Source organism: Candidatus Arsenophonus phytopathogenicus (assembly GCF_056113345.1).
In genome coordinates this window covers 100,397-122,172 of record NZ_JBUIOB010000015.1, presented here as the reverse complement: position 1 = coordinate 122,172, position 21,776 = coordinate 100,397, and the positions used below count along the sequence as shown (strand labels likewise).

Below are 21,776 nucleotides of genomic sequence, written 5' to 3'. Positions count from 1 at the left end.
CGGACACTTTGGGGCAGGTGGCGTTGACCCGCAACCGCTTAAAACCCCGAACAACATCCAGCCTGAGTGCCTCAATCGTCTGTTTCGCATCGGTTAACCTCTGATAATGCTGTCTGTCCATCTCAGCCAGTTGGTCAAACTGGATTTTTTGTGTCTGTAACTGCTGTTCGGTCTTTTCCACCTGCTGGCGCGCCTGCCCGGCTTTCATTTCCCAGAGCTTGGCCTCTGCGCGATAATGCATCAGGCCAACAGACAGCACCGTTATCACAACCAGCAACGCCATCACTGTTCCCCGCATCATGACAAAAACACCGACCGTTCAATCGCTCGGCGCCTGACCAGACCCGGGCGTTTTTCCCCGCCCGCATAGACCCAGCGGTTAAATTCATTCGCCGCGCCCGCAACATCGCCCGCATTGAGTTTTGTTAACAGGGTCGAGGTCGCGAATGCTTCCTCACCGATGTTAAAGACCAGTGATACCAGCGCATCAAACTGGAGTTGGGTCAGCGTGACCCACACACACCGGTTAATCACGTCCTCTGTCTGCTCGAGGTCATCGGTTAAAAAGCGTTCCGCCTGTGACGGTGAAATTGTCATCCGTTCCGTCACCCCCTGCGTATGCCCATAGCCAATCGTCCAGCGTCCGGCCGGACAGCGATAAGCCCGAAGGCGACACCCCTCAAACTGTTTAATCCGACTTACCCCTGCGTCGCTGGTTGTCATTTTTTTTCCTTGTGTCCGGTTTTTTGACCGACAACCTCAACCCCCGAAAAGGCAGTGAGTCCGTTAATGCCTCCCCCAGAAAATCAGTGCCAAGGTAACCGATGAAGACACTGGCCAGATAGACCAGACCCGCACTTAACCCGAAAAGCGCCAGCAGGTCACGCGCAAACCACGCAATAATCGCGCATATCGTGGCATCAATCAGGGTCTTGCGCCATTTCTTCTCCTGATATCGCCCGCGCAGCCACGCCATCAGAAACGCCAGCGTTGCGCCCACGCCCTGCTCTTTAATCGACGCCAGGAAAGCGCAAACGCTCTCCCATGCCCCAGTGAACTTTTCCATTATCGTTTTTTCCATGCCTTTTCACCCGTCACAAACGGATTGTGCACACCGGTAATCGCCGCAATACGCCGGTCACGTTCGCGTTCACGCGCATCGGGGGGATATTGCCTGTCCCACTGCATTAAAATTGCTTGCTGCTCAGGGGGTATCACAAAACCATACCGGTCTGACATATAAAACCAGACCCGGGCGACGAGTCCCTTGACGTCATCGCGCGGTTCAAAAACCCGCTGTTTAAAATCCGGACGGCTCTGACACTGCCCGTAAACAAAAGGGACCTGCCCGGCTTCGCCATAGGGCATATTACCCCGGTCGTTATTCACTTCACCTGACTCCGGTGCCAGATTGTGCAAATCGCCTTCCGCTTTTCGAAATTCCGGGTCTTCTTGACGGCAGCCTTTTCGGCCGCCTTTTTCTTTACAGCCAAACGCCTGACCGAATACCGACGCCGGCACGATATGCTCCCACTCAATCCGCTGTGCACGATGACGGTGAACTTCCCGTCTGACCGCCTGACCACAACTTTCAAGGTCAATTCGACCCCCGTTTTTTCCTGTCCACTGCCAGTCACAGCCACAATAGAGGGTGCCACCTGCACCCTGATTGAGGTCGTGGTAAACGGCCTGACGGGAAACCCATTTCGCTTCACTGAAACTCTTCGGGGTATTAACCGGCTTAGTCGCCTGAGCGGGTGTGCTTAACACACTCAACAAGCACAGGATACCGATTACCCAATGTTGTCTGATAATCATCGTATCTCCTTGAAGGTATTACATTGTTTTGGGTCACCGCTATCAAAACCCCGCTTAAACCAGTCATGACGCTGTGCCGATGTCCCGTGCGTGAACGTCTCGGGAACCACCCGTCCATGACCTTCCCTCTGTAGCCGGTCATCCCCAATCGCTTTGGCCGCATTGAGCGCGTCATCCAAATCGCCCATCTCCAGCCAGCCTGCCTGCTGCACAAAATGCCCCCATACCCCCGCGTAGCAGTCCGCCTGCAATTCCAGCTTTACCGATAACTTATTGGCCGATTTTCTTGACATATTCGCCTGTGCCAGGTCTACTTTTTTCAAGACATCCCGCAGGTGTTGGATATGATGCCCCACTTCATGGGCTATCACATAACCAAAGGCAAATTTACCGTCTGCCCCCAGTCTGTTTTTCATCTCGTCATAAAATGACAGGTCGATATAGATAGTGCGGTCAGCAGGGCAATAAAAGGGCCCTATCAGGGTATAGCCCGTGCCGCAGCCTGTCTCTGTCTCTCCCCGATATATCACCAGTTTCGGCAATCGGTAATGACCGCCTCCCTCAGCAAAAATCTTCCGCCAGGCATCTTCAGTTGATGCCAGAATGACAGAGGTGAACTTAGCGGCCTCGTTCTCATCCACAAAACGATTGACCGATGACGGCGCGCTCACCTGTTCAGATGCCGCAAAAGCCCAACGATAGCCACCCAGTAACAACACCAGGATAACAGCCAGCCAGGCCCATCCACGCCAGTGTGAAAACACAAAACCTTCTGCTAACAGCGGTTTATATTTAAGTTTTCTTTTCTTTTTCTTTGCCTTTTTCTTCCGGCGCTTCAAGGCTTCTTCCAGACTGGTATACTCTTCCTGTGCTTCGGCGGTATTCCGCCGGTCTTCTACCTGCTCACTTTCCCGTCTCTCTTTCCAGTGCATGTATGCCCCTTTTTAAGCCATAAAAAAGCAGTCCAACAAACTGCCTTCGTTAATACTTTCCAATACCCTTAGTTCTTAACCCCAGTAATTACCCAGAAATCAGAAACCAGTTTTTTATTTAGCATATACTTATACGGTAAATAGAAATTTCCGTCTTCACCCACATCACTACCCCATGAATTACGAATTTTAAACAGTCCTGTTTCATCATCATAACCTATACACAGTGCGCCGTGGCTGGCTAATTTTTTTTCTTCTACAGAGGGAAAAGAGACTTTCTTTGGCAAGGGATTTTGCATTATCCAACTATTATAAATATTAAAACCAAATACAAAAGGAAAACCACGTGCCAACACATTCTTCAAATGGTCTAATTGTGGATTAAGACGATAACATTGAGTTACTTTAAATCGTTTTGCCGAGGAATAACATCCCTTGAATGGACTCTGTCCAGCTCTTGAATGAGGCGGAAATTTTTTATTTTCATCTGGCGGTGTGTCGTCATAAGGCCATAAATTTTCAGGGCAAACGCCATATTGTTTTAAACTGTTCAGTCCTGCCCGAAAAGAGACTACTGCGTCGTATTCAACTTTCTTGTTCAAAAGACGCGCGTTATATTGAATAAATAATCTTGAGGGAGAAAAATCCGGCGATTGATAATGCTTTTTACGTACAAAACAAACCGCAGCTGCTAATACACTTGCCGTACATGAACCAATTCTGCCTTGTGCATAAGCAGGAAAATCTGGCGTAATATCAATCCGCGAAGGCATGAATATTCTAACATCGGGACAGTAAATCGGATCTTCGACATCCACTGAATCAGGCAGACAACCACAACAAAATTTCATGAGCACCATAATATCCTTTATATTATTGAGAAAAACAAAAAGGCCGCCTGAGCGGTACGGTAGAACGCCATTGTTAGCCATTGACCAATCTTAGCCAGTGTTCAATCTGCTTTGGCACGCTTCTACTAAAAGTGAGTGCATGACTCTTCACTTCGCTTACAAAGTCATCATCTAAACGTATACTTGTAGCCATATTCAACCTCTCTAACGCATCAGAAAAATTGATTTTTTCATTTAGTGATCCTTTTTTGATTGTTTGACATCCTCTCCGCCCTAAAGAGGTTTTCGAGGTGCTGATGAGTGAATTTTTGAGTAACTTATTTTTTTCATGAAACTTTCCGGCGGTATCTTGACCAGTTGAAATTGACTACGGTGGGTTTTCCCATCCTTAAGCGATTCGACGATTCGCTCCCCCAATATCTCCGTTAATTGTTGTTGCGGTAAATTGGTCAAAATTCCCGTTGGTTTTTTGTTTGATGTTCTCCGATCGACGATTTGAAAAATCACCAGTTCTTCATTGAGATTGTTTCTCTGAACGCCAACATCATCAAAGACGAGCAAATCAACACCACACAAGTCATCAATTAACTGTGATTCGGTATATTGAGATCCGCTTTCGTAGGTTTTTCTCAATCTCATCATCAGGTCAGGAAAAGTGACAATAAGGTTAGCCAACCGCCTTTCCCGTTTTAGTTAGTTAATTTGTGAGTATTGCGGTGGCGTAAATGAAAAACCCCACGCTTTCACATGGGGCTATGCACTACTGCCTTATTTACCTTATGTATACCATACGAGCTTATAAAAAGTAGTGCGTTAACAATGATATAACTATTTGGGTTAACAACACAACCAATAAAGAAAACCCCGCCAAATGCGAGGTTCTATGATTTTTATGTAACTATAACAGCTTACCTTAAAATTATTAGCCATTTGTCCATTAAAGTCAAGCAATAATTATGCGATATTAACTATATTGGCTGCAAAATTTTAGTTTTTCATGACATTTGACAGCATTTTATAAACAACATACAAGCTAGCATTCAAAATATCATCAATCTCCCTTCTGCATGTTCTAGGTGATGGCCTTTTCCACCTTCCCCCCGCCCTGGTCATCATCCTTCTCGGTTTTGCTATTTTGTGATAATAGGTGGCTATGCTTAATTTTGACTTTCCGTAAACATAATAACTTAATAGAATCTGGTAGGCTTTCTCATCAATACGCATAACAGCATCAACCACTTGAGAAATGAGCAATCCTTCATCATCGTTACACATTGGCCTCGAAGGTATCACTTCCCCTTTCGCCTTTTGCATAAATCGCCAGATGATATTGAATTGCCATTTGTCGAGTTCTCCTGAGCATACCCACGCCCCCCATAACTCAAGCCAACCATTTACCCAGTCATACTGTGCTTTAGTTAATTCCAATGACTTAACCGCCTTCATCTGTCCTCCGGCAAAAATAGGAATAGGGACATGTTTTTGATGCCCTGCGTTGAATGTTTAATGGTGGTTTAATATGTATGGGCTATTGTTCGCCCATTCGAAACGTAATGCTTGCCTGATACCAATCCGGTAAGCAAAACTCAATGCGCCCTGTAAATCCATCAAGTCGCATCGTTTTCATTCGTTTGAGTTCGCTTTTCATCTGATAGTAGATTTCATCCATCTCACCCGTCTTAAGTCTGATACTGGTGTTAGCCAGCATCGCTATTTTGGCAATGGTCATCTCGCCATAAGTTATTTCTGCATGCGCAGTAAATTCATAAGGGTCTTCGCCTAACTTGCGATGACAGCCTATGCAGTGCGAAAAACTATTTATTACAGGGGTGATAACGGGTGGCTTTATGTCGTCTTGATTTGAAGTGTGAGCAGTGTAATTTAGCGCGTTCATGCTGAAAATATCGTCCGCAATAATCGCATATCCAGTTTGTTCTTTCGCGGACTAATTCAGAGAACACGGCATCGTATTTATCCCTTTTTAGTGCCATTTAATTCTCTTGTTCCTGTTTTAATTTCATATACTCCGAGCTTTCCGGTATTGTCACGAAAAAACCGATGCCAATCGCCCAGCATTCCACTTTTTGCATAAAGACATGCATTTGCTTTGATGTCCTCCTGAGCGTTCTGACGCGCTCTGGCTCCTGTGTGGTCACATCGATACGCTCAACCACCTCATAGCCTAAGAATGTATGCTTCAACATCTCCTTCACCTGCTCTGAGGTATAGTTAGCGTTGTTAGCACACAGACATTTGCTTATCTCCCCTGTCCACAGGTGGAAAAGTGAATTTTGTGAAAGTGAGCGGGTTTTCCGGTAAGGCTTGATAATGAGTTGATGCGGTTGCTTTGTTGCAAGAACAACTTTTAGTGTTTGCCAGACTGACTGTTTCGTTGATTCGTGGAAGAGTAGTTTTTCTTCCAGATGCGCCTCCCGTTATTTTGATTTCAAAAAAAACATCATTAAACAAGACAATAAAGAGATATATCATTGAGATAGCCAAAGATATGACAGCCACTAAGCCACTAAGCCACTAAGCCACTAAGCCACTACTGATAAAAACCTCAAAGAAACAATAAACCACGTACTGTTGTCAGTTGTGATAGTTAACATTATGACCGTCATCACAACACCTAAAAAGCAAAATAGATTCATGCTGATTTTAAAGAGAAATATCATTATTTCACTCATCGTCACCCACCAACTCATCAGGGATATCTATTTCATCGCCAAGAAAATTGATAACAACAGCTCGGCAAATCGCAATTTGCGGCGTTTCCCCTTGCTGAATAAAACCATTCATATGCGGCGGCATACTCGCAAACCACCTACCATCCTCATTTGACAAATAAATTTCGTATTTTGTTATTAATTCACCGCAATACTCCCAGTATTCAGAATATTTGGGCGCTTCATTAGGACAATCCATAAAAAAACCTTCAAAAATAGCGACAGCATAATCTAATTGCCGGCCTTTCAGCTCACTTGTACTAATTTTCACTTTTAACCTCCTCACAGGTAAAATTTTTCAACCTAATTTGAGTTCTCTTTCCAGCCTTGCCACTGCCAACAGTCCAGTAGTAACCTATATCGCTAAATTGCATTTTGAACATGGGCGGCTAGGATAACATTTTCAGGCAATCCTGTTCTGATAGTGCTTTGTCGCTATAGTGCAGCCAATACACTGGTGCGCCACCATCCTTAACAAGGGTGGCTTCGATGAGGTATTTCATTGGGGGTGTCCTGATTAAAACTTTTTGTCTGAATAACGCTTAGGTTCTTTTTGAGGTTGGATTTTTGCTGCGGCTACATGCTGGTCAACAGGGAAAATACTTAGTCCTTTCTGGTCAACGTAAACCGTGCCTGTTTTACCATGTCGATTTAACCGTAATATGAGTTCTGTTAGCGTTTTATCTGCGTCAGGGTCATAAACCGATTCTCGATGAATCCCTAACCAATAATCGCAATCCTGCTCAATCTGACCCGTATCACGGCTGTCACTGGGCATGGGTCTTTTGTTGGTGCGCTGTTCTAAACTTCGGTTTAATTGTGTTAGTAACACGACAACAGTATTAAGTTCTTTTGCCAAAACTTTTAACCCTTTGGTGATATTTCCGTAGGCTAAATCGTTTCTATCCGCTTTTTCAGTCTGCATCAGTGTTAAATAATCAACACCGATAAATCCAATATCCCTTATTTTACGTTTTATTTTACGACATTCTGACTGAATGTGCTGTAAGCTCATGGCTGGCGTATCATCAATCCAAATATTGGGGTATTGCTTGAGTCGCGCAATCGCATTACGCAGTTGATCCCATTCATGCTCTTCCAGTTTCTCATAAAACCGATTAGAGTTGAGATTGGATTGTTGGCTTAACGTTCGCTCGGCTAACTGGCTATCCGTCATTTCCATACTAAATAACAACACCGCTTTTCCTTGATTTGAAACGTTTTTCGCCATCTCAGTAAGCACAGTGGTTTTACCCATCTTGGGGCGTGCACCAACCACAAACAACGAGCCATTAACGATTTGCTTAGGCTTCAGTAAATCGTCAAAGTCCATAAGCCCTGTTTTGAGTCCGCAGTGTTTCTCTGGGTTGTCCTCACGGTCACAAATATCTGTAAATACATCATCCAGTACATCATCAATCCGGCGAAGCCCTGTTTTGAGACCAACCTTGCTAAATTTTGCCGCTTCATCAATCAGACGTTGCGCCACGTCAATTTTATCAGTAAATCCTAGCGCATTAGGCTGAATAAACAGTTTTTGAATTTCAATAGCTTTCTCAACCGTGTAGCGTCCTGCCGCGCACTCTTTGATACTTTTTGCGTAACTGACCATGTTTGCGGCACTCGGGATATTTTTGGCTATCTCAGCAAGATAGGCAAAGCCACCCGCCTTTTGAGCCATCCCTGATTTAGATAATGCTTCATCCACCGTGATAATATCAATTGCCTGACGTTTCCCGCTCATCGCGCGCATTTCTGCATAAATCAATCGGTGGTGAACGGCGTAAAAATCATCAGGGCTTAGCAGTGAAAATACCTTCAAAGCATTATCGCTCATCGGATCTATCAGCAAACCACCAATAACACTTTGTTCAGCAGGAAGGTTATTGGGGACCTGGTTTATCATAACGCACCCTCCCTAGTTTTTGTTACCGTGTCAGGTCTTAGCAGATAATCAAAACTTGCTCTCCAGCCTCGGTCATTTTCACCGAAATACCAAGGATTAGCGGTTTCAACAAATACTTCAAAATAATTTCTAGCAGCATCAACCGAAGGATTTTTGAGTTCTTTCCAGAATTTGGATATTGCCCGTTTTCGTTTGTCATTCAGAGTTGCGGCATTAGGCAGCGTATCACCGACAGCTTCATTGAATGCCTGAATAATCTCCTGATAGGGAATTTTACTTTGCCGGTTACGTGAAACCTGTTTTGCAGGTTTCGAGTCGTCAGACGATATTTTTTTGTTTGTTTTTTTAGGTTCAATGACTGGTTCAAAAGAGTGACTGATTCTGGGTGTAATATTTACACCAGGGGGTGGTGTAACTGTTACACTAGGGTGGTGTAATTTTTTCACTCCCTCTGGTGTAATTTTTACACTAGGGGGTGTAATTTCTACACCATCTAAATTTAACTTATAAATATTGCTTGAATTCCCTTTTTCTCCGCCTCGATGAATTTTTTTCACTAACCCCATTTCACACAACGCATCAATATGTCCAATTGCAGTTTTGCGACTCATTTCGCATTGTTCAGCAATGTGTTGGTATGAAGGGAAGCACTCACCTTTGTCATTCGCATTATCAGCTAATTTTAGGAGTATTAGTTTTCTGGCAGTACTGCCTACTTTCATTTTCATGGCTTGAACCATCAGTGTCATACTCATTGAGTGCTCTCCCTTAATTTCTTAAACTCTGATACAAATCGATGTGCGAAACGCTTATTTTTTGATGCAGCAACCAATAACCCATCAGGACTATCTGGATGGGCTTTTTCTTGATGGTTTTTATTGATAAACCGGCGTTTTTTTGGCATAATGACCTCGTTGAAACTGAAAGAAAAAAGGGAAATTTGCCGTTTCCCTTATCATTAAACTTCCTAAAATCTGTAATTAAATACAACACTCAATCTGACATTCTGAAGCTTCATCGTTTTTTAACCTTGAAGCTTCTTTTTTGGCCATCTTAAGTGCTCCAGCATATCAATCAGCTTGCGTATTTCTTCTCCTGATATATTCGTAATAACAACCTCCTGTGTCGATGAATCAGACACACTCACCACATGCCTAGGCAAGCCGTATTCTGAGACCACCTGACAAGCTAGTTTAAATATTCTGGTTTTATCCCGACTCGCTGTTGAAGGGTGTATCCCTAGTGATTTGGCAAACCCGTTATTACTCCCTTCTGATGCCATCTTCTGGTAGAAGTAAGATTCTAGATGCTCAGGTTTGCAGGTGATTTTGATAGTATTTGAATATTCCATGGTTATAATCCTTAAGTAATAAAATTCCCTACCTCGATATTTCTATGAGGTTTGTGAAAAAAATAATAGATAGAGTGAGATTGTGAGTTATTAAGTGGGTTTTGCCGCTTCAGCCATTTAGCAGGACGCTATCCGGTCGCCCGATGGTATACCGCATCGTTCGGTGGAATGTAGATTAATTTATGCTGCTATTAGCTCTGGCCAGATCTGATGCCAATCATCAGGTCGTAAATCTTTGCGTGATACTTTGCCACAGGTGGCTAGCTCAATTTCAACGCATCGTTTGGGTGATATTGGACATAAGCCAGAAGCCATTTGAGATAAAAAAGATTTAGATATATTTAATTTTCTTGCTAGATTCTTAGAACCGCCACGCTCAAGAGAATCTATGTATTCTTTTAATTCCATATGAACTCCTTTAATCCTTTGGATTTAAGTCAAGTTTATATAACGATAAATATTTTGTAAACAGTTTGATTGTTTAGGATTTACTAATCAAAATGTTTCCATGGATATAAAATTAATTCGTCAACGACGTTTAAAAGAGTGGTTTTCAGATAAGACCCTACCAGAAAAAGAAAAAAGTTATTTATCGCAACTGATAAACGGCAAGACTTCTTTTGGAGAAAAAGCAGCAAGACGTATTGAAAGTACGTACGGCATGCCTAATGGCTATTTAGATTCGGAGTCCTTTGATGATATAATCAAAAATAAATATAAAAAACTTACAAATCAACAAATGGAAATATTAGAGTTATTCGATAATCTCCCCTCAGAAGATGCAAAACAATTTCTGAATGAAATGAAATCCAGAAAAGCTCACTATGATTCTATTTTTGCTGAGTTATTAGAAAAACGTAATAATTATCCTCCCTTAACCAAAAAATAAATACTTTAAATCAATCGCATAGAGCATTAATTAAAAAATGTTCTATTTTTAATTAACTAAAAAATTAATATTTTAATTAACTTATTTCATCGAAGGTAATCAGCCTGAGATTGAAAAAAGTGAACGGCGCACTCTAACGCACAGGCGGACGGCGTATCTCACAAGAGACAATGTACCGAAGTGGCAGAACCCATTTTTCATTACAAACACGATTATTTATTCATCTAATTTGTTAAGGGAAAATATTATGAAAAAAACATCCGCTATATGTCCTGTATGTTCTAAACGTTTCAATCCCAACAGATCTTACGAACACATTAAGGATTTTCACGCAACAGCAAGTGACTATCAGTTAGCTATCATTCGTGATGTACGCCGTAAGTGTTATGGTCAGAATAAGCCAGTGAAGCATAAAAATCCGGCTTTACTTCCTCACACATCAATCTTTGCAGTATCACGGACAAGAGCCACAAAATTAAGAGTTGCATGACGATTTGATAGTCTTTGCAGCAATCTTATCTTACACTTAATCCATAACTTTCAGATAATAGTTATCCCTCCCGATAGGCTGGGAATTTATAAATCTCCCAATTTCAGGGAGGCCAGGTTGTTAAAGATTGGTGGTGTTAAATTTCACCAAATAATTCATGTAAATCTGGGCGCAACTGACTCGCTAAGACGACTTTGTTTGTTGCTAATTCGATACGTTTTGCGCTAGTAGCAGACGGTTTTTTTTCATCCATGTAACCAAGCCCAAACTGTAGATTGTTTTACGTTACATGCATCAGCTAATTTCTGCTGATTACCGACTATACTAATAGCCTTATTAATCAGTTCATTCTTCATAAAATAACCTTTAGTGTTGTTATATAACCAATAATACCCAAAGATATTATAAAAGTAAATAACTTTAGCTGTTTGTCGTATTATAACCACAGCTATATAATTGAAATATGAAAAAAACAACATTTACCGAACGGCTAAATCTAGCCATGAAAATACGTGGGTTTACTCAGGGTCAGCTTGCTGATGCCGTTGGTATGTCACAACCTAGCGTTTGGAAATTAACATCAGGCAAAGCTCAAAGCTCGAGAAAAACTGTTGAGATTGCTAATGCTCTGTCTGTCGATCCTGTTTGGCTTGCAACCGGTGATGGAATTGAACCTAATTTCATCTTTCAGGAACCGAAAAAAGACGGTTTACCCTTAAAAGATATTAAACTACGTGAAATTACTGAGTGGGATAGTAAAACACCATTAGATGATGATGAAGTAGAAATCCCTTACTACAAAAACATTGAATTAGCAGCAGGCGATGGTTGCTATGGTGGAATAGACGTCCATAATTATAAATTAAGGTTTTCTCGCTCAACACTACGTAGATACGGTATCATGCCTAAAGATGTTCAGGCGTTTCCTGTTCATGGAAACAGCATGGAACCATTAATTCCAGATGGAACAACTGTTTTTGTTAATAGGGGTGATCATAATGTTGTTGATGGAGGTATTTATTTTATTGAACAGGATGATCTACTTCGAATAAAGATCCTTCATCGGCAACCTGGTGGTAAACTTATTATCAAAAGCTATAACTCTACTGATTATCCTGACGAAATAGTGGATATAAAAACGGTGAAAATAGTAGGGCGTGTATTTAATATATCTGTAATGCTTATTTAATGGCTGGACGAGATATTTTGCATCAGCTAACCAGCTAATTACCCTCATAATTTGTACTTTTCTTTAGAATTCTCATAAAAACATGAGGATTTTTTATAATTAAATTTGTTCAAAAAACAACAAATATAACTTTTGGTATAAAAAGTATATTCAAAGCTATTTACTTTTAAAATAACTTAGGATATTATCATCCCATCAACTCACTGCAACAGGCAAACGCCAGACAATACCACGAGTTATCTTAAGCCTAGCCAGACGTTGCCAAGTAGCCAGCCGGAGGCGTATGAACATGAAGGCGAGTGACGACAGTTAAGCAATACCGCTCTTTAACACCCTTTCGCTGAAAAAGCGAACCATAAAACACCCAAACAGTCGGTTTTGGGGTGTGTGAAATAACCAAAATACAGTCATTAAGTTAAAACCAACACCAGGGAACTACCAATATGACTGTAAATATAATCCGGATACCTCCGGCACACACCACCAAAACCCATTGTAGGAGGTAATATGTGTAACTTGCATGGTTATGATAATGCTCGCCGTCGGAGACAGGAGCGGAGAAGAGCTAAACAGGTAGCCTATCAATATAACAAAGCACTTAATATGGCATTGAAAGCAGCGTTAAATCCAACCAAACCCTCTCAGCAACAAACAACACCAAACACTAAGCGCCCTCTCCTTTCTCTGAAAAGAAAGGTAATGAATCGTGTAGAAAAAGCAATATCAATTCGTCCTACTAAAGTTTATGACTCATTTGATAATTGCTGTTTACCTAAAGTGGCTTTGTATTCAGTGAAGACGAAGAGTCGTCACCCTATTCTGCTTTCTGGCGAAATGACGGCAAGGATTTAGCATTACTGTTTCAATTTACTTGCGGGTGCCAAATAAGAGGACTTACATATATGACAAATAAGTGTTGCAATATGGGCACCAATGCCAATCTTAGTCTCGACAGAATGTATGCTAAGCACCGACGACTTACCAAACTCATAACAATGAGCACAAAAATAGGAATATTTTCCAACGGAATCGGAAGGAAGCTTCTTGCGATAGAAGATCGTGCCAATCATCGGGCTCCACGCTTCATAGTCAAGAGACTAAGAAGCCCATTTCTCTTTGTCAGCATTTTTTGCTATGTGCTTCAGCGAGAGATTGCTCAAGGAGAAGTATAGACTTTTGTTTCTCGTTAATGAGCCTCAAGTAACTTTGTGTTTTCCGATTGTATATCGTGGAGTTTTCTATTTATTTCGTAAATAGCATTATCAATTTCAGATTGATTCTTTGCATCATTAATTACTTTAAATAGAGCCAAACTTTCTTTGATTGCTGCAATCGCAGCAGGAATTTCACCAAACATAACAAATCACTTTCTCAATTCGTTGAGGTGAATTGATTATACATGATTTCATTCGTTGGGGAACGATGAAACCACCGAGCCTGATGTGGTGAAAAGACAGGCAACTAATCATATTTGCAATCTTTCATTGCAATAACAGGTTCAAATGGGAAATTTAAGAGGATAAACAATGACCACCAATTGCGAAGATGAAAGAATTACATTCAAACAAAATTCTGATTGTATTAGCCAATACGCTGATCACTTTGGCTATTCGTCTTTTGGAGATACAGGAAACAGAATAGGGTCAATATCATTTTTTAAGCATATAACTGAATGGGTTGATAATGAAAAAACGCAACTATCAAGAGAAACTATTGCAAATATCAGGATGCCTGAAGAACAATTTCTAAGGCTAGCTGAATATATTCTGGAGCAACATGAAGAATCAAAAGATAACCAATAATAAAAGTCGCCCTATTCTGAAATCTGTTGATGTAACGGCAAGTAATTAAAACGCAGAATATGATGGAACACAAATATCATCATCACCAAGATAATCCATTAAATAATTGGAATCACAGCTATGACAAATAGAGGTAGAAAATATTTTTCCATTATAATTAGTCTTGCCTCCCGTTGGTTGAAGTATCGATATTACCTCATCATTTACACACTTTGTACATATATAGTGAAGAAGATCATCACTATCAGAAACATTGTCATAAATATAAATAAACGTACCAGAAGCCAATTTGCATGGTTTATACTTTTTAAACTCACGATGAAAATTTTTGGTGTGCTTGATTTTTTCCTGAAGTTTAGAGATAAAATTTCTATTCGTTTGTCTTTCCTCCTCGAGAAAAACAATTTTCTCATATAATTCAGAGGATTTTTCGATCATTTCCTGTATTTTTTTTCTGACCTCATCACTCACTTTTTTATCAAATATCTTCTTACCTAAAGAAGCAATATCTTTTGTGATTTGCCATGCAGTACTTAACGGCATAAGTTAAATTCTCATTCCTGTTTGCTGGGATCACAAAAGTATAACAGGTTCTGTTGCTGGGGAGCAACAGAACCACTGCCGCCTGAAGTGGCAAAATAATCAGGCAATCAAATCAATTTAAGGATGTGTGAATGCGGCATGCATCCTTAAGCTTATTAATATTTAGGAGGAAGTATGAAATTTGAAGAATTAAGTGAGAAATCACAAGACAAAGCACGTGAGGTTTTAGCTAATCTGTTAGAAATTAATTACAAACGCTATTTATCGTTAAACGAAATTGATATTAATACTCTAGGCCACGAAATTAGAAGCGCATTTGTAGCCTTAGAAAATCATAATTTAACTGTCAATCAATATGCAAATATGAGTATTCGTGAAAAACAAAATCGCGATTTAACCAGTAACCCACCAAATTGTAGGGGTGCCATTGGGATTGGGTACTGATGAAGCAATAAATAATTAGAATAAACAAGGAGTACACATGATGAGATTGGACAATCCACGCATTGTAACGGCAAAGCACCCAAATATGGGAAATCTGGTTGGGGTGACTAATGGCAGTCGTAATTTGAGCGACTGCGAATATACTTAAGCAGCATTGATATATCGTGAATGACGACGACATGGAAACAAGAACTTTCAAAGAAATTATACAGTGCTTAACAAAAGAAAATGATTGTCTTAAAAAGAGAAAATCGCAAAGCTCATGAGGATATACCGTGAAATTGGCGGGCTGTGCAGGACTTGAACCTGCAACCGAAGAATTAAACCCTATGCTATACCATTAAGCTAACAGCCCAATGGTAATTATAGTGCAGGCATCAAGAAGAATTTTAGTATCGCTGTTGCAGCACTAATAGTCACAACGATTACACCACCAAGTTTTAAAGCAGTCCAGCGGATTAATTATGTTCAGCATCGAATACCTGACTAGTGCTATCTAGTAGATAGGTCTTTGCGGACTATTTCCATGTCTTTGCGGACGTTAGAAATCTCAGCCGATAAGTCTTTACGGACATCAGCAATTTCTTTTCTGACATCAGCAATATTGCGATTAACTTCAACAATATCCGCTTTAGTCGCTACATCAGCAACCTCATGTGACTTACGCACAGCAATAGAAATTGCTTTCGCCTGCTCTTTTGGCAAACCCGCATTTTCTAATGTTTCGACAAATTCTTGTGTATCAAATGCAACCTGACCCATAGTTTAATCCTCCTTTTTGGTAAGTATAACGGGTTTAGGCTGCAATCTGCAAAATCTTTCACGTTAACACCTTAATTCGTTTAATTACGGAGAAATATTTTTATGTCTAAATTAGTAGTTATTGAAAATACCATTGTACGCCAAGACGCTTTCAGGCGTTATTGTCTAAATGATTTACACCGTGCGGCAGTTGCGCAAGGTAAAGCGACTGAATCTCAGCGGCCATCAAAATTCATGCGCTCTGATGGTATTGCTGCATTTGTACAATCTTCGAGCGAAGCCCAAAAAAGGGCTTCGGTTAATGTGATTAAAGGTGGACTTGAATCAGGAACTTGGGCAGATGAACTCGTTGCCATCCGATACGCAGCATGGATAGACCCCGCTTTTGAAGTTCAGGTTTACGAGCGCTTTAGGGATTCGGTAAAAAGCAATAACGGCGTACTGGTAGAAAAAATACAAGCAGGTTTAGCCATGATCGCTTTTTACAAGCAAGAGCTACGTATAGCCCCTTCTGGTCTACTCGGCGCAATGAAAAAACTCCAGTCTTCACTAGGTATGCTGGATATACTACCCGCTTACGCTGTTGATGCACCAGAAGGGAGTTTAACAGGTTCAAGTGAAGTAACGCATTCTTTTACGGAGCTTCTACAATTGCATGGCAAACCTTACAGCCCACATTCTGGCTTTAAACGATTACAACTTCTGGGGATTGTTGAACGTAAATCGCGCTCCAGCAGCAAACATCCTGAGAAGGAAAAACTGTTCTGGTCACTGACAGAAAAAGGATTACAGTTTGGTAAAAATATCACGGACCCAAATCATCCCCGTCAGACGCAGCCCCATTTCTATGATAACCAGTTTCCTAGATTGTTAGGTGTCATGATGAACGGGATCGCAGCAGCATAATAAAATATGTGAATGAACAAGGTTAAGAATAGCTATAGTTATCTCTTTACAACAAGTAACGATTTTTATTAAATAGATTTAAGCTTAATATTTCAATTCGGATAATTTGTATGTTAGCAGAACAACAAACAGAATGGATAATAAATAATAATTTAGTCAATAAGGGTTGGCATATAGACGGTGACTCAAAGCTTAAAAATGTATATTTTCAGAAACCGCCTTATCCAGATCAACAAAAGAAACTAAATGGTAAAAAACCTGATTACATACTTTATCAAACAGGCACGAATAGACCAATAGCAATCATAGAAGCTAAAAAGAGCGGAATAAATCTTGAATCAGCCTTAGAACAAGGCGCTGAATACGCAAAAGCACTAGATGTTCCTCTAGTTTTTGCAATGAATGGTGCTTATGGTGAAACTCGTTTTATTCCAAACAACAAGGAGTTAATTTTAAATGGTGAAGAAGTAAGAGAGCTAATAAGAGAAAATGAAAAAGAATCTTACTGGGAATTTATTAAAAAACTTCCTGACAATAGGCTTATTACAACAATTAATGATTCAATTATTAAAGAAATTGAGAATAAATATGGAGGCAATGTTTTTACGCCTATTTCAATTCAAAACCCTAAAACATTAAAGAAGATAATTGAAAGAATTGATCCTCTGATTTTATCTACTATTGATACTGATATAAAAGGAGATGCTTTTGAATACTTCCTAAAGCAAACAACATCAACGAATAATGACTTAGGGGAATATTTTACACCAAGACACATAATAAAGACGATTATTAATTTGGTCACACCTAAATTTAAAGAAAAAGTCTATGACCCTTTTTGCGGAACGGGAGGATTTTTGACGCAAACTTTTAATTATATTAAAGAAAATAATATAATTGAAGACAAAGAAGATTTAAAAAGATTAAGATGCGAAACTCTTTATGGGGGAGAAATAACAACAACAGCACGGATTGCAAAGATGAATATGATTTTGCATGGTGATGGTCATAGCGGTGTTGTGCAGACTAATAGCTTAGAAAATCCTATTAATAATAAATTTGACGTTGTAGTTAGTAACATTCCTTTTTCTCAAAAAACCTCCGAATTTAGCAATTTATATTACAACGGAATCTCAAAGAATAGTGGAGACGCCGTTTGCGTATTACATTGTCTAAAATCTTTAAAAGAAGGTGGAAGAATGGCTTTAGTCGTTCCAGAAGGTTTTTTATTTAGGAAAGATACTGCAAAAGCAAGAGAATTTTTACTGTAGTAAAGCAAAATTACAAAGTATAATATCTTTGCCATCTGGATTCTTTTTTTCCCTATACAGGAGTTAAAACAGATATTTTGTATCTAACAAATGCTCACCAAAATAATTCACAAAAAAGTTATTGGTATTTTGACGTTAAAAATGATGGATACAGCTTGGATAATCATAGAAAACAAATTAAGGGAAAGAACGATTTACACAAAGTTGCTGAATCAGACTTTAAAAAAATAGAAAAAGATAAAAATTTCAAAGAAAATATATTAGAAATAGGGTTTAGGACAATTAATTTGCATAAAGTCAAGTCCAACAATTGAAACTTAGTAGGTAGTCAATACGAAGAAAGTGTAAATATCTCCAAAATCCCATTAATTAAATTAGAACAAGTTTGTAACATTTTAACTGGATACGCTTTTAAATCTAAATTCTTTTCTGAATTAGAGGGTTTTCCATTGATAAGAATTAGAGATATAAAAGTGGGTTTTACAAGAACAAAATATAATTGTGATGATTACGATCCAAAATATATTATTAACGATGGTGATATTTTAATAGGTATGGACGGAGAATTTAACGCCACTATATGGAATGGCGGTAAGGCACTTTTGAACCAAAGAGTTGCTTTGTTAACACCTAAAAGTGGATTTCTAAAAGATTACTTGTTTCACACTATACAAAAACCATTAAAAGATATTGAAAATAACACATCATTCACGACTGTAAAACATATATCATCAAAACAAATTTCAAAAATCCAAATTCCTTATTTATCAATTAAGGAGCAGCTAAAATTCATCGACTCAATTCAAAAAAAAGAGAAAGAAATAGAAATATTAAAAGAAAAAATAGAAGATAACAAACAATATATAAACGAAGAAATAAATAAACTCTGGCAACCAGAACGAGAAAAATAGCCATTAAGCATGACAATGTAGATAAAGTTATTGCTGAAATAGAAACTATGTTATCTCAAGCTACACAGGATAACCAGCTAATGCTAAATGGCGCCCTTTCAAACTGGCATAAAGCTGAACTCACCCATTTCCTCCAACGTAACTAAATAATCCTAACGCCCCTTTTTACAGGGGCAATCATTAATCAATTAACTTTGAGGGATACCCTTATGCAAAATTTAATTAATATCGAAACAAAAAACATCAACGGCGCATTAATCCAGACGGTTAATGCCCGTGATTTACATGCGTTTTTGGAAATCGGTAAAGATTTTACCACATGGATAAAAGATAGAATAAAGCAATATGCATTTGTTGAAAATCAGGACTACATAATTGTAGAAAATTTGAGCTCCCCAAAATCGGGGAGTGCAAAATCTCGCCAACGTCCGATGAGCGACTACCATATTTCCCTCGATATGGCCAAAGAGCTATCAATGGTTGAGCGTAACGAAAAAGGGAAACAGGCAAGACAGTATTTTATTGAATGTGAAAGACAGGCAAAAACGGCTACCCATGTTATTCCACAAACACTTCCTGAAGCGCTAAGGCTTGCCGCTGAAATGGCCGAAAAGGTTCAACACTTATCGTTAGTTAATAAAGAACAGCAAACCGAAATCGATAGCCTAAAAAATCTATTCCAGGTTGGCATGTCACCTGTCCAGTTTTGCAAACAACTTAATGGCGTTAACATTAACCAGGTCAACCTTTTTCTCGAATCGCGCCATTTTCTCTACGATGCAGAAAAGGATATCAGCAAGGCTCATGTCTGGCGTGTGCATTCCTATGCGAGAGATACCTATCTAACCGAATCCCCCTTCATCATGACAAACGATTACGGGCAACGTCAGTGTTACAAAATCGTTCTGCTAAAAAAGGGGGCTTCATGGCTATATCACCAATACCTCAAAGGTAAGCTACCCATGAAAAAAGACTGGAACGGTGAATTCACTCACGACAAATATCATCAGGTGGCCTAAGATGACGATGAATCAGGACGTTATTATCGCGCGTATCATTGCCGCATCCAAAGATATTTTTGCCTGTGAAAAAGCCATCGTGACGCTGAAAGATATTTATCATTCGGCCATACGTCAATATTTGATTAAAAATGGCGACCCCAGAGCACATTGTGGTTCACTTAGCCCAGAAAAACCGGAATACGAAGGCGTCATCAAATATACAAATCGCCACTATAGGGCGTTAATGAAGAAAAAGCGTGAACTCTATAACGCGCATCGTCGCCACCGCAGAGCAACACAGGCACTACTCAAGCATCAATCAAAGAAAACGGACGAATAAAGACCGGATTCTACAAATTAATCACATCTGAATATCAATTAAGGGTTAAAAACATGAACCAGCTTAAACAGCAGGAGCTTCGCTACGTCTTAAATAGTGACAGTTTCGTTAAAAAAGATTCCATAAAAATCATCCCCACCTTGCTAATCATCGCGTTGGCAAGCCTCGTTTTATTGTTAGCAAGATAGGAAGTGATATGAACCCTTACGCCATGCAAGATTACGGGTACGAACAACAGCAAGAAATTGCTTATTGGGAAGACAGACTGGACGACGAAATCAGCGAACTTGTCCAGCCTGTTTATGACTGCCTACCTTCCTCCGTCATGAGAAAACTCAGTAATGAGGATTTTGACGATATCTGGCAGGCGCTGTTTGACCATTTCAAAAATGAGCACATTCATCGATACAAAGCAATTCGAGCGCCTAAGAGGAAATATCTATGAGCGAAATACAACATACCGAAAAAGAAAAAAGTTTTCAACAGCAAGTTTGGGAAACGCTTTCTGCCATTAATGTTAACGAAAAAATAGAAAAGAAAAACGGACTTTCTTATCTCTCATGGGCATGGGCGTGGGGCGTATTAATGGCACACTACCCAGAATCTTACTATGTCATTGAACCCATGAACTATAACGATGATGGCAGTGCCATGGTGTCATTAACCCTCACCATTAAACAGGGTGATAACGAATTTCCCCGCAAAATGTGGTTACCCGTTATGGATTACCGGAATCAGGCGATTTCTAACCCTAACGCCATTAATATCAACAAAGCGCTGATGCGTTGCCTCACTAAAGCCATTTCAATGTTTGGATTAGGGTTTTATATCTATGCCGGTGAAGATTTACCTGAGCAGGAAAAAGTCGTGATACAACAAGAACAGGCACAACAAAAAGCCCGTTACGAGCAATTAATCAAGGAATTAAAAACCGCAGCAAAAGGGGGTGTTGAGTCGATGAAAACGCATTGGCAACAGTTAACACTAGAAGAGAAAGGAATTATTGGCGAAGAAAACAAAATGGCGATTTATCGCAATATTGCAATGAAAAATGAGGCTCATCATGAAGCAGAAAACGGACGAGTGGTTTCAGGCAAGACTGGGGAAAGTCACCGCCAGCAATTTACACAAGGTGTTATCCAAAGGCAAGGGGACAACACAACGAAACTACCTCATGCAGTTAGTCTGTGAAACCCTGACCGGGCGACGAGAAGAAATTAAAACCAGTCAGGCGATTGAACGAGGCATTGCCCTTGAACCTCAAGCCAGAGCACGATATTGCCTCAATGAGTTTGATGTCACGGTCACCGAAGTTGGCTTTATTCCCCACCCGACTATTGCGCTATTTGGCGCAAGTCCTGACGGCCTGGTTAATGATGATGGACTTATCGAAATTAAATGCCCCAACACCACTACCCACATTGAAACCATTATTACAGGAAAACCTAAATACGAATACCTGTTACAAATGCACGGCCAAATGATGTGCACAGGCAGAAACTGGTGCGATTTTGTCAGCTATGATGACAGACTTCCCCCAACCTTGCTTACTATAAAACCCGAATTATCAAGGATGATGATTTAGTTAACGAGATTGAACAGGCCGTTCAAATTTTTATTGAAAAATTAAAATCAGAAATC

39 protein-coding genes and 1 pseudogene are annotated in these 21,776 nt (G+C 40.0%); 17 read left to right on the top strand and 23 right to left on the bottom strand.

Annotated elements, in window-relative coordinates; genetic code table 11:
* The 11 genes and pseudogenes from AC01GB_RS02970 to AC01GB_RS02920 form a co-directional block, all read right to left on the bottom strand.
* Positions 1 to 241: lysis system i-spanin subunit Rz (locus tag AC01GB_RS02970; RefSeq protein WP_474450305.1), on the bottom strand; the 241-nt coding region annotated here is incomplete at its 3' end.
* A 56-nt stretch (positions 242 to 297) separates the two neighbouring features.
* Positions 298 to 723, bottom strand: a complete 426-nt coding sequence (locus tag AC01GB_RS02965; protein WP_474450302.1) for a lysozyme — start codon at positions 721 to 723, stop codon at positions 298 to 300.
* Positions 689 to 1,066: a phage holin, lambda family gene (locus AC01GB_RS02960; protein ID WP_474450330.1), complete on the bottom strand. Its 378-nt coding sequence runs from the start codon at positions 1,064 to 1,066 to the stop codon at positions 689 to 691. Before AC01GB_RS02960 ends, AC01GB_RS02965 begins: the two co-directional genes overlap by 35 nt.
* Positions 1,066 to 1,818 carry an endonuclease gene (locus AC01GB_RS02955; protein WP_474450299.1) on the bottom strand — a complete coding sequence of 251 codons (753 nt, stop codon included), beginning with the start codon at positions 1,816 to 1,818 and terminating at the stop codon, positions 1,066 to 1,068. The genes AC01GB_RS02960 and AC01GB_RS02955 overlap by 1 nt, the downstream gene beginning before the upstream one ends.
* On the bottom strand, positions 1,815 to 2,750 hold the full coding sequence (ypfJ, locus tag AC01GB_RS02950; protein WP_474450296.1) for a KPN_02809 family neutral zinc metallopeptidase: 936 nt from the start codon (positions 2,748 to 2,750) through the stop codon (positions 1,815 to 1,817). Before ypfJ ends, AC01GB_RS02955 begins: the two co-directional genes overlap by 4 nt.
* 68 nt (positions 2,751 to 2,818) lie before the next feature.
* Positions 2,819 to 3,682 carry a C1 family peptidase gene (locus AC01GB_RS02945; protein WP_474450294.1) on the bottom strand — a complete coding sequence of 288 codons (864 nt, stop codon included), beginning with the start codon at positions 3,680 to 3,682 and terminating at the stop codon, positions 2,819 to 2,821.
* A gap of 4 nt (positions 3,683 to 3,686) precedes the next feature.
* Positions 3,687 to 3,794: pseudogene (locus AC01GB_RS02940) on the bottom strand (TA system antitoxin ParD family protein); the annotation flags it as partial.
* A gap of 80 nt (positions 3,795 to 3,874) precedes the next feature.
* The gene (locus AC01GB_RS02935) at positions 3,875 to 4,276 is read right to left on the bottom strand and encodes an ATP-binding protein (RefSeq protein WP_474450292.1); all 402 of its coding nucleotides are present in this window, start codon (positions 4,274 to 4,276) and stop codon (positions 3,875 to 3,877) included.
* Positions 4,277 to 4,588: 312 nt separating this feature from the next.
* Entirely contained in the window at positions 4,589 to 5,047 is a 459-nt protein-coding gene (locus AC01GB_RS02930) for an antiterminator Q family protein (protein ID WP_474450290.1), read from the bottom strand.
* 82 nt (positions 5,048 to 5,129) lie between these two features.
* On the bottom strand, positions 5,130 to 5,495 hold the full coding sequence (locus tag AC01GB_RS02925) for a hypothetical protein (protein WP_474450287.1): 366 nt from the start codon (positions 5,493 to 5,495) through the stop codon (positions 5,130 to 5,132).
* Between the two features lie 97 nt (positions 5,496 to 5,592).
* Positions 5,593 to 6,024, bottom strand: a complete 432-nt coding sequence (locus AC01GB_RS02920; protein WP_474450328.1) for a recombination protein NinB — start codon at positions 6,022 to 6,024, stop codon at positions 5,593 to 5,595.
* Between AC01GB_RS02920 and AC01GB_RS02915 the strand changes: the two genes are divergently transcribed.
* Positions 5,952 to 6,137 (top strand): hypothetical protein, encoded by a 186-nt coding sequence (locus AC01GB_RS02915; RefSeq protein WP_474450285.1) that lies wholly within the window; start codon positions 5,952 to 5,954, stop codon positions 6,135 to 6,137. The genes AC01GB_RS02920 and AC01GB_RS02915 overlap by 73 nt on opposite strands.
* A 146-nt stretch (positions 6,138 to 6,283) precedes the next feature.
* On the opposite strand, the gene AC01GB_RS02910 is transcribed toward AC01GB_RS02915, so the two are convergent.
* The 7 genes from AC01GB_RS02910 to AC01GB_RS02880 form a co-directional block, all read right to left on the bottom strand.
* Positions 6,284 to 6,601, bottom strand: coding sequence for a phage protein NinX family protein (locus AC01GB_RS02910; RefSeq protein ID WP_474450283.1), 318 nt, complete (start codon positions 6,599 to 6,601; stop codon positions 6,284 to 6,286).
* A 118-nt stretch (positions 6,602 to 6,719) separates the two neighbouring features.
* Positions 6,720 to 6,833: a DUF1187 family protein gene (locus AC01GB_RS02905; RefSeq protein WP_474450281.1), complete on the bottom strand. Its 114-nt coding sequence runs from the start codon at positions 6,831 to 6,833 to the stop codon at positions 6,720 to 6,722.
* A 14-nt stretch (positions 6,834 to 6,847) separates the two neighbouring features.
* Positions 6,848 to 8,236, bottom strand: a complete 1,389-nt coding sequence (locus AC01GB_RS02900; RefSeq protein ID WP_474450280.1) for a replicative DNA helicase — start codon at positions 8,234 to 8,236, stop codon at positions 6,848 to 6,850.
* Positions 8,233 to 8,991 carry a helix-turn-helix domain-containing protein gene (locus tag AC01GB_RS02895; RefSeq protein WP_474450277.1) on the bottom strand — a complete coding sequence of 253 codons (759 nt, stop codon included), beginning with the start codon at positions 8,989 to 8,991 and terminating at the stop codon, positions 8,233 to 8,235. Before AC01GB_RS02895 ends, AC01GB_RS02900 begins: the two co-directional genes overlap by 4 nt.
* Complete coding sequence (locus AC01GB_RS02890; RefSeq protein WP_474450276.1) at positions 8,988 to 9,140, bottom strand: hypothetical protein; 153 nt, start codon at positions 9,138 to 9,140, stop codon at positions 8,988 to 8,990. Before AC01GB_RS02890 ends, AC01GB_RS02895 begins: the two co-directional genes overlap by 4 nt.
* Before the next feature lie 120 nt (positions 9,141 to 9,260).
* A complete protein-coding gene (locus AC01GB_RS02885) occupies positions 9,261 to 9,587 on the bottom strand; it encodes a hypothetical protein (protein WP_474450275.1) in 327 nt (108 codons plus the stop codon).
* A gap of 180 nt (positions 9,588 to 9,767) precedes the next feature.
* Positions 9,768 to 9,995, bottom strand: coding sequence for a transcriptional regulator (locus tag AC01GB_RS02880; protein WP_474450273.1), 228 nt, complete (start codon positions 9,993 to 9,995; stop codon positions 9,768 to 9,770).
* 100 nt (positions 9,996 to 10,095) lie between these two features.
* Here AC01GB_RS02880 and AC01GB_RS02875 point away from each other — a divergent pair, with 100 nt between their 5' ends.
* Positions 10,096 to 10,476 (top strand): hypothetical protein, encoded by a 381-nt coding sequence (locus AC01GB_RS02875; RefSeq protein WP_474450271.1) that lies wholly within the window; start codon positions 10,096 to 10,098, stop codon positions 10,474 to 10,476.
* 735 nt (positions 10,477 to 11,211) lie between these two features.
* Here AC01GB_RS02875 and AC01GB_RS02870 read toward each other — a convergent pair.
* On the bottom strand, positions 11,212 to 11,322 hold the full coding sequence (locus AC01GB_RS02870) for a YdaS family helix-turn-helix protein (RefSeq protein ID WP_474450269.1): 111 nt from the start codon (positions 11,320 to 11,322) through the stop codon (positions 11,212 to 11,214).
* Positions 11,323 to 11,429: 107 nt separating this feature from the next.
* Here AC01GB_RS02870 and AC01GB_RS02865 point away from each other — a divergent pair, with 107 nt between their 5' ends.
* Both AC01GB_RS02865 and AC01GB_RS02860 read left to right on the top strand, forming a co-directional pair.
* On the top strand, positions 11,430 to 12,155 hold the full coding sequence (locus AC01GB_RS02865; RefSeq protein WP_474450267.1) for an XRE family transcriptional regulator: 726 nt from the start codon (positions 11,430 to 11,432) through the stop codon (positions 12,153 to 12,155).
* Between the two features lie 507 nt (positions 12,156 to 12,662).
* Positions 12,663 to 13,007: a transcriptional antitermination N peptide gene (locus AC01GB_RS02860; protein ID WP_474450265.1), complete on the top strand. Its 345-nt coding sequence runs from the start codon at positions 12,663 to 12,665 to the stop codon at positions 13,005 to 13,007.
* Positions 13,008 to 13,009: 2 nt separating this feature from the next.
* Here the strand turns inward: AC01GB_RS02860 and AC01GB_RS02855 are convergent, their stop codons facing one another.
* Together AC01GB_RS02855 and AC01GB_RS02850 are read right to left on the bottom strand one after the other, a co-directional pair.
* Positions 13,010 to 13,225 (bottom strand): hypothetical protein, encoded by a 216-nt coding sequence (locus tag AC01GB_RS02855; protein WP_474450263.1) that lies wholly within the window; start codon positions 13,223 to 13,225, stop codon positions 13,010 to 13,012.
* A 116-nt stretch (positions 13,226 to 13,341) separates the two neighbouring features.
* A complete protein-coding gene (locus AC01GB_RS02850) occupies positions 13,342 to 13,512 on the bottom strand; it encodes a hypothetical protein (protein WP_474450262.1) in 171 nt (56 codons plus the stop codon).
* A gap of 169 nt (positions 13,513 to 13,681) precedes the next feature.
* On the opposite strand from AC01GB_RS02850, the gene AC01GB_RS02845 reads away from it, so the two are divergent.
* A complete protein-coding gene (locus AC01GB_RS02845; RefSeq protein ID WP_474450259.1) occupies positions 13,682 to 13,957 on the top strand; it encodes a hypothetical protein in 276 nt (91 codons plus the stop codon).
* A 45-nt stretch (positions 13,958 to 14,002) separates the two neighbouring features.
* Here AC01GB_RS02845 and AC01GB_RS02840 read toward each other — a convergent pair whose 3' ends face one another.
* On the bottom strand, positions 14,003 to 14,500 hold the full coding sequence (locus AC01GB_RS02840) for a coiled-coil domain-containing protein (RefSeq protein ID WP_474450257.1): 498 nt from the start codon (positions 14,498 to 14,500) through the stop codon (positions 14,003 to 14,005).
* Positions 14,501 to 14,674: 174 nt separating this feature from the next.
* Between AC01GB_RS02840 and AC01GB_RS02835 the strand changes: the two genes are divergently transcribed.
* The 3 genes from AC01GB_RS02835 to AC01GB_RS18080 are packed head-to-tail and all read left to right on the top strand — an operon-like array spanning position 14,675 to position 15,210.
* Positions 14,675 to 14,944 carry a hypothetical protein gene (locus AC01GB_RS02835; protein ID WP_474450254.1) on the top strand — a complete coding sequence of 90 codons (270 nt, stop codon included), beginning with the start codon at positions 14,675 to 14,677 and terminating at the stop codon, positions 14,942 to 14,944.
* A gap of 37 nt (positions 14,945 to 14,981) precedes the next feature.
* Positions 14,982 to 15,092 (top strand): hypothetical protein, encoded by a 111-nt coding sequence (locus AC01GB_RS18085; protein WP_488656426.1) that lies wholly within the window; start codon positions 14,982 to 14,984, stop codon positions 15,090 to 15,092.
* A 16-nt stretch (positions 15,093 to 15,108) separates the two neighbouring features.
* Complete coding sequence (locus AC01GB_RS18080; RefSeq protein WP_488656425.1) at positions 15,109 to 15,210, top strand: hypothetical protein; 102 nt, start codon at positions 15,109 to 15,111, stop codon at positions 15,208 to 15,210.
* A gap of 226 nt (positions 15,211 to 15,436) precedes the next feature.
* On the opposite strand, the gene AC01GB_RS02830 is transcribed toward AC01GB_RS18080, so the two are convergent.
* On the bottom strand, positions 15,437 to 15,706 hold the full coding sequence (locus tag AC01GB_RS02830; RefSeq protein ID WP_474450252.1) for a CCDC90 family protein: 270 nt from the start codon (positions 15,704 to 15,706) through the stop codon (positions 15,437 to 15,439).
* Positions 15,707 to 15,808: 102 nt separating this feature from the next.
* Here AC01GB_RS02830 and AC01GB_RS02825 point away from each other — a divergent pair, with 102 nt between their 5' ends.
* From AC01GB_RS02825 to AC01GB_RS02785, 9 genes are all read left to right on the top strand, one after another.
* On the top strand, positions 15,809 to 16,612 hold the full coding sequence (locus AC01GB_RS02825; RefSeq protein WP_474450250.1) for a KilA-N domain-containing protein: 804 nt from the start codon (positions 15,809 to 15,811) through the stop codon (positions 16,610 to 16,612).
* 110 nt (positions 16,613 to 16,722) lie between these two features.
* On the top strand, positions 16,723 to 17,883 hold the full coding sequence (locus AC01GB_RS02820; RefSeq protein WP_474450248.1) for an N-6 DNA methylase: 1,161 nt from the start codon (positions 16,723 to 16,725) through the stop codon (positions 17,881 to 17,883).
* Between the two features lie 77 nt (positions 17,884 to 17,960).
* Complete coding sequence (locus tag AC01GB_RS02815) at positions 17,961 to 18,197, top strand: hypothetical protein (protein WP_474450245.1); 237 nt, start codon at positions 17,961 to 17,963, stop codon at positions 18,195 to 18,197.
* A 36-nt stretch (positions 18,198 to 18,233) separates the two neighbouring features.
* The gene (locus AC01GB_RS02810; protein ID WP_474450326.1) at positions 18,234 to 18,794 is read left to right on the top strand and encodes a restriction endonuclease subunit S; all 561 of its coding nucleotides are present in this window, start codon (positions 18,234 to 18,236) and stop codon (positions 18,792 to 18,794) included.
* A 209-nt stretch (positions 18,795 to 19,003) separates the two neighbouring features.
* Positions 19,004 to 19,813: an antA/AntB antirepressor family protein gene (locus AC01GB_RS02805; protein ID WP_474450243.1), complete on the top strand. Its 810-nt coding sequence runs from the start codon at positions 19,004 to 19,006 to the stop codon at positions 19,811 to 19,813.
* A 1-nt stretch (position 19,814) separates the two neighbouring features.
* Complete coding sequence (locus AC01GB_RS02800) at positions 19,815 to 20,135, top strand: hypothetical protein (protein WP_474449917.1); 321 nt, start codon at positions 19,815 to 19,817, stop codon at positions 20,133 to 20,135.
* Between the two features lie 196 nt (positions 20,136 to 20,331).
* Complete coding sequence (locus tag AC01GB_RS02795) at positions 20,332 to 20,580, top strand: hypothetical protein (protein WP_474449779.1); 249 nt, start codon at positions 20,332 to 20,334, stop codon at positions 20,578 to 20,580.
* A complete protein-coding gene (locus AC01GB_RS02790; RefSeq protein ID WP_474450241.1) occupies positions 20,577 to 21,326 on the top strand; it encodes a Sak single strand annealing protein in 750 nt (249 codons plus the stop codon). Before AC01GB_RS02795 ends, AC01GB_RS02790 begins: the two co-directional genes overlap by 4 nt.
* Complete coding sequence (locus AC01GB_RS02785; protein WP_474450324.1) at positions 21,235 to 21,720, top strand: lambda exonuclease family protein; 486 nt, start codon at positions 21,235 to 21,237, stop codon at positions 21,718 to 21,720. Before AC01GB_RS02790 ends, AC01GB_RS02785 begins: the two co-directional genes overlap by 92 nt.
* Positions 21,721 to 21,776 lie beyond the last annotated feature (56 nt).

What these genes read in the sequence shown, in the direction of transcription:
- AC01GB_RS02845 (WP_474450259.1), top strand. Translation starts at nt 13,682, where the DNA reads ATGACCACCAATTGCGAAGATGAAAGAATTACATTCAAACAAAATTCT.
- AC01GB_RS02900 (WP_474450280.1), bottom strand. Translation starts at nt 8,236, where the DNA reads ATGATAAACCAGGTCCCCAATAACCTTCCTGCTGAACAAAGTGTTATT.
- AC01GB_RS18085 (WP_488656426.1), top strand. Translation starts at nt 14,982, where the DNA reads ATGATGAGATTGGACAATCCACGCATTGTAACGGCAAAGCACCCAAAT.
- AC01GB_RS02820 (WP_474450248.1), top strand. Translation starts at nt 16,723, where the DNA reads ATGTTAGCAGAACAACAAACAGAATGGATAATAAATAATAATTTAGTC.
- AC01GB_RS02875 (WP_474450271.1), top strand. Translation starts at nt 10,096, where the DNA reads ATGGATATAAAATTAATTCGTCAACGACGTTTAAAAGAGTGGTTTTCA.
- AC01GB_RS02790 (WP_474450241.1), top strand. Translation starts at nt 20,577, where the DNA reads ATGAGCGAAATACAACATACCGAAAAAGAAAAAAGTTTTCAACAGCAA.
- AC01GB_RS02830 (WP_474450252.1), bottom strand. Translation starts at nt 15,706, where the DNA reads ATGGGTCAGGTTGCATTTGATACACAAGAATTTGTCGAAACATTAGAA.
- AC01GB_RS02925 (WP_474450287.1), bottom strand. Translation starts at nt 5,495, where the DNA reads ATGAACGCGCTAAATTACACTGCTCACACTTCAAATCAAGACGACATA.
- AC01GB_RS02895 (WP_474450277.1), bottom strand. Translation starts at nt 8,991, where the DNA reads ATGAGTATGACACTGATGGTTCAAGCCATGAAAATGAAAGTAGGCAGT.
- AC01GB_RS02825 (WP_474450250.1), top strand. Translation starts at nt 15,809, where the DNA reads ATGTCTAAATTAGTAGTTATTGAAAATACCATTGTACGCCAAGACGCT.
- AC01GB_RS02805 (WP_474450243.1), top strand. Translation starts at nt 19,004, where the DNA reads ATGCAAAATTTAATTAATATCGAAACAAAAAACATCAACGGCGCATTA.
- AC01GB_RS02850 (WP_474450262.1), bottom strand. Translation starts at nt 13,512, where the DNA reads ATGTTTGGTGAAATTCCTGCTGCGATTGCAGCAATCAAAGAAAGTTTG.
- AC01GB_RS02870 (WP_474450269.1), bottom strand. Translation starts at nt 11,322, where the DNA reads ATGAAGAATGAACTGATTAATAAGGCTATTAGTATAGTCGGTAATCAG.
- AC01GB_RS02795 (WP_474449779.1), top strand. Translation starts at nt 20,332, where the DNA reads ATGAACCCTTACGCCATGCAAGATTACGGGTACGAACAACAGCAAGAA.
- AC01GB_RS02865 (WP_474450267.1), top strand. Translation starts at nt 11,430, where the DNA reads ATGAAAAAAACAACATTTACCGAACGGCTAAATCTAGCCATGAAAATA.
- AC01GB_RS02955 (WP_474450299.1), bottom strand. Translation starts at nt 1,818, where the DNA reads ATGATTATCAGACAACATTGGGTAATCGGTATCCTGTGCTTGTTGAGT.
- AC01GB_RS02905 (WP_474450281.1), bottom strand. Translation starts at nt 6,833, where the DNA reads ATGAAATACCTCATCGAAGCCACCCTTGTTAAGGATGGTGGCGCACCA.
- AC01GB_RS02890 (WP_474450276.1), bottom strand. Translation starts at nt 9,140, where the DNA reads ATGCCAAAAAAACGCCGGTTTATCAATAAAAACCATCAAGAAAAAGCC.
- AC01GB_RS02840 (WP_474450257.1), bottom strand. Translation starts at nt 14,500, where the DNA reads ATGCCGTTAAGTACTGCATGGCAAATCACAAAAGATATTGCTTCTTTA.
- ypfJ (WP_474450296.1), bottom strand. Translation starts at nt 2,750, where the DNA reads ATGCACTGGAAAGAGAGACGGGAAAGTGAGCAGGTAGAAGACCGGCGG.
- AC01GB_RS02930 (WP_474450290.1), bottom strand. Translation starts at nt 5,047, where the DNA reads ATGAAGGCGGTTAAGTCATTGGAATTAACTAAAGCACAGTATGACTGG.
- AC01GB_RS02965 (WP_474450302.1), bottom strand. Translation starts at nt 723, where the DNA reads ATGACAACCAGCGACGCAGGGGTAAGTCGGATTAAACAGTTTGAGGGG.
- AC01GB_RS02860 (WP_474450265.1), top strand. Translation starts at nt 12,663, where the DNA reads ATGTGTAACTTGCATGGTTATGATAATGCTCGCCGTCGGAGACAGGAG.
- AC01GB_RS02835 (WP_474450254.1), top strand. Translation starts at nt 14,675, where the DNA reads ATGAAATTTGAAGAATTAAGTGAGAAATCACAAGACAAAGCACGTGAG.
- AC01GB_RS02960 (WP_474450330.1), bottom strand. Translation starts at nt 1,066, where the DNA reads ATGGAAAAGTTCACTGGGGCATGGGAGAGCGTTTGCGCTTTCCTGGCG.
- AC01GB_RS02945 (WP_474450294.1), bottom strand. Translation starts at nt 3,682, where the DNA reads ATGGCTAACAATGGCGTTCTACCGTACCGCTCAGGCGGCCTTTTTGTT.
- AC01GB_RS02880 (WP_474450273.1), bottom strand. Translation starts at nt 9,995, where the DNA reads ATGGAATTAAAAGAATACATAGATTCTCTTGAGCGTGGCGGTTCTAAG.
- AC01GB_RS02885 (WP_474450275.1), bottom strand. Translation starts at nt 9,587, where the DNA reads ATGGAATATTCAAATACTATCAAAATCACCTGCAAACCTGAGCATCTA.
- AC01GB_RS02800 (WP_474449917.1), top strand. Translation starts at nt 19,815, where the DNA reads ATGACGATGAATCAGGACGTTATTATCGCGCGTATCATTGCCGCATCC.
- AC01GB_RS02855 (WP_474450263.1), bottom strand. Translation starts at nt 13,225, where the DNA reads ATGATTGGCACGATCTTCTATCGCAAGAAGCTTCCTTCCGATTCCGTT.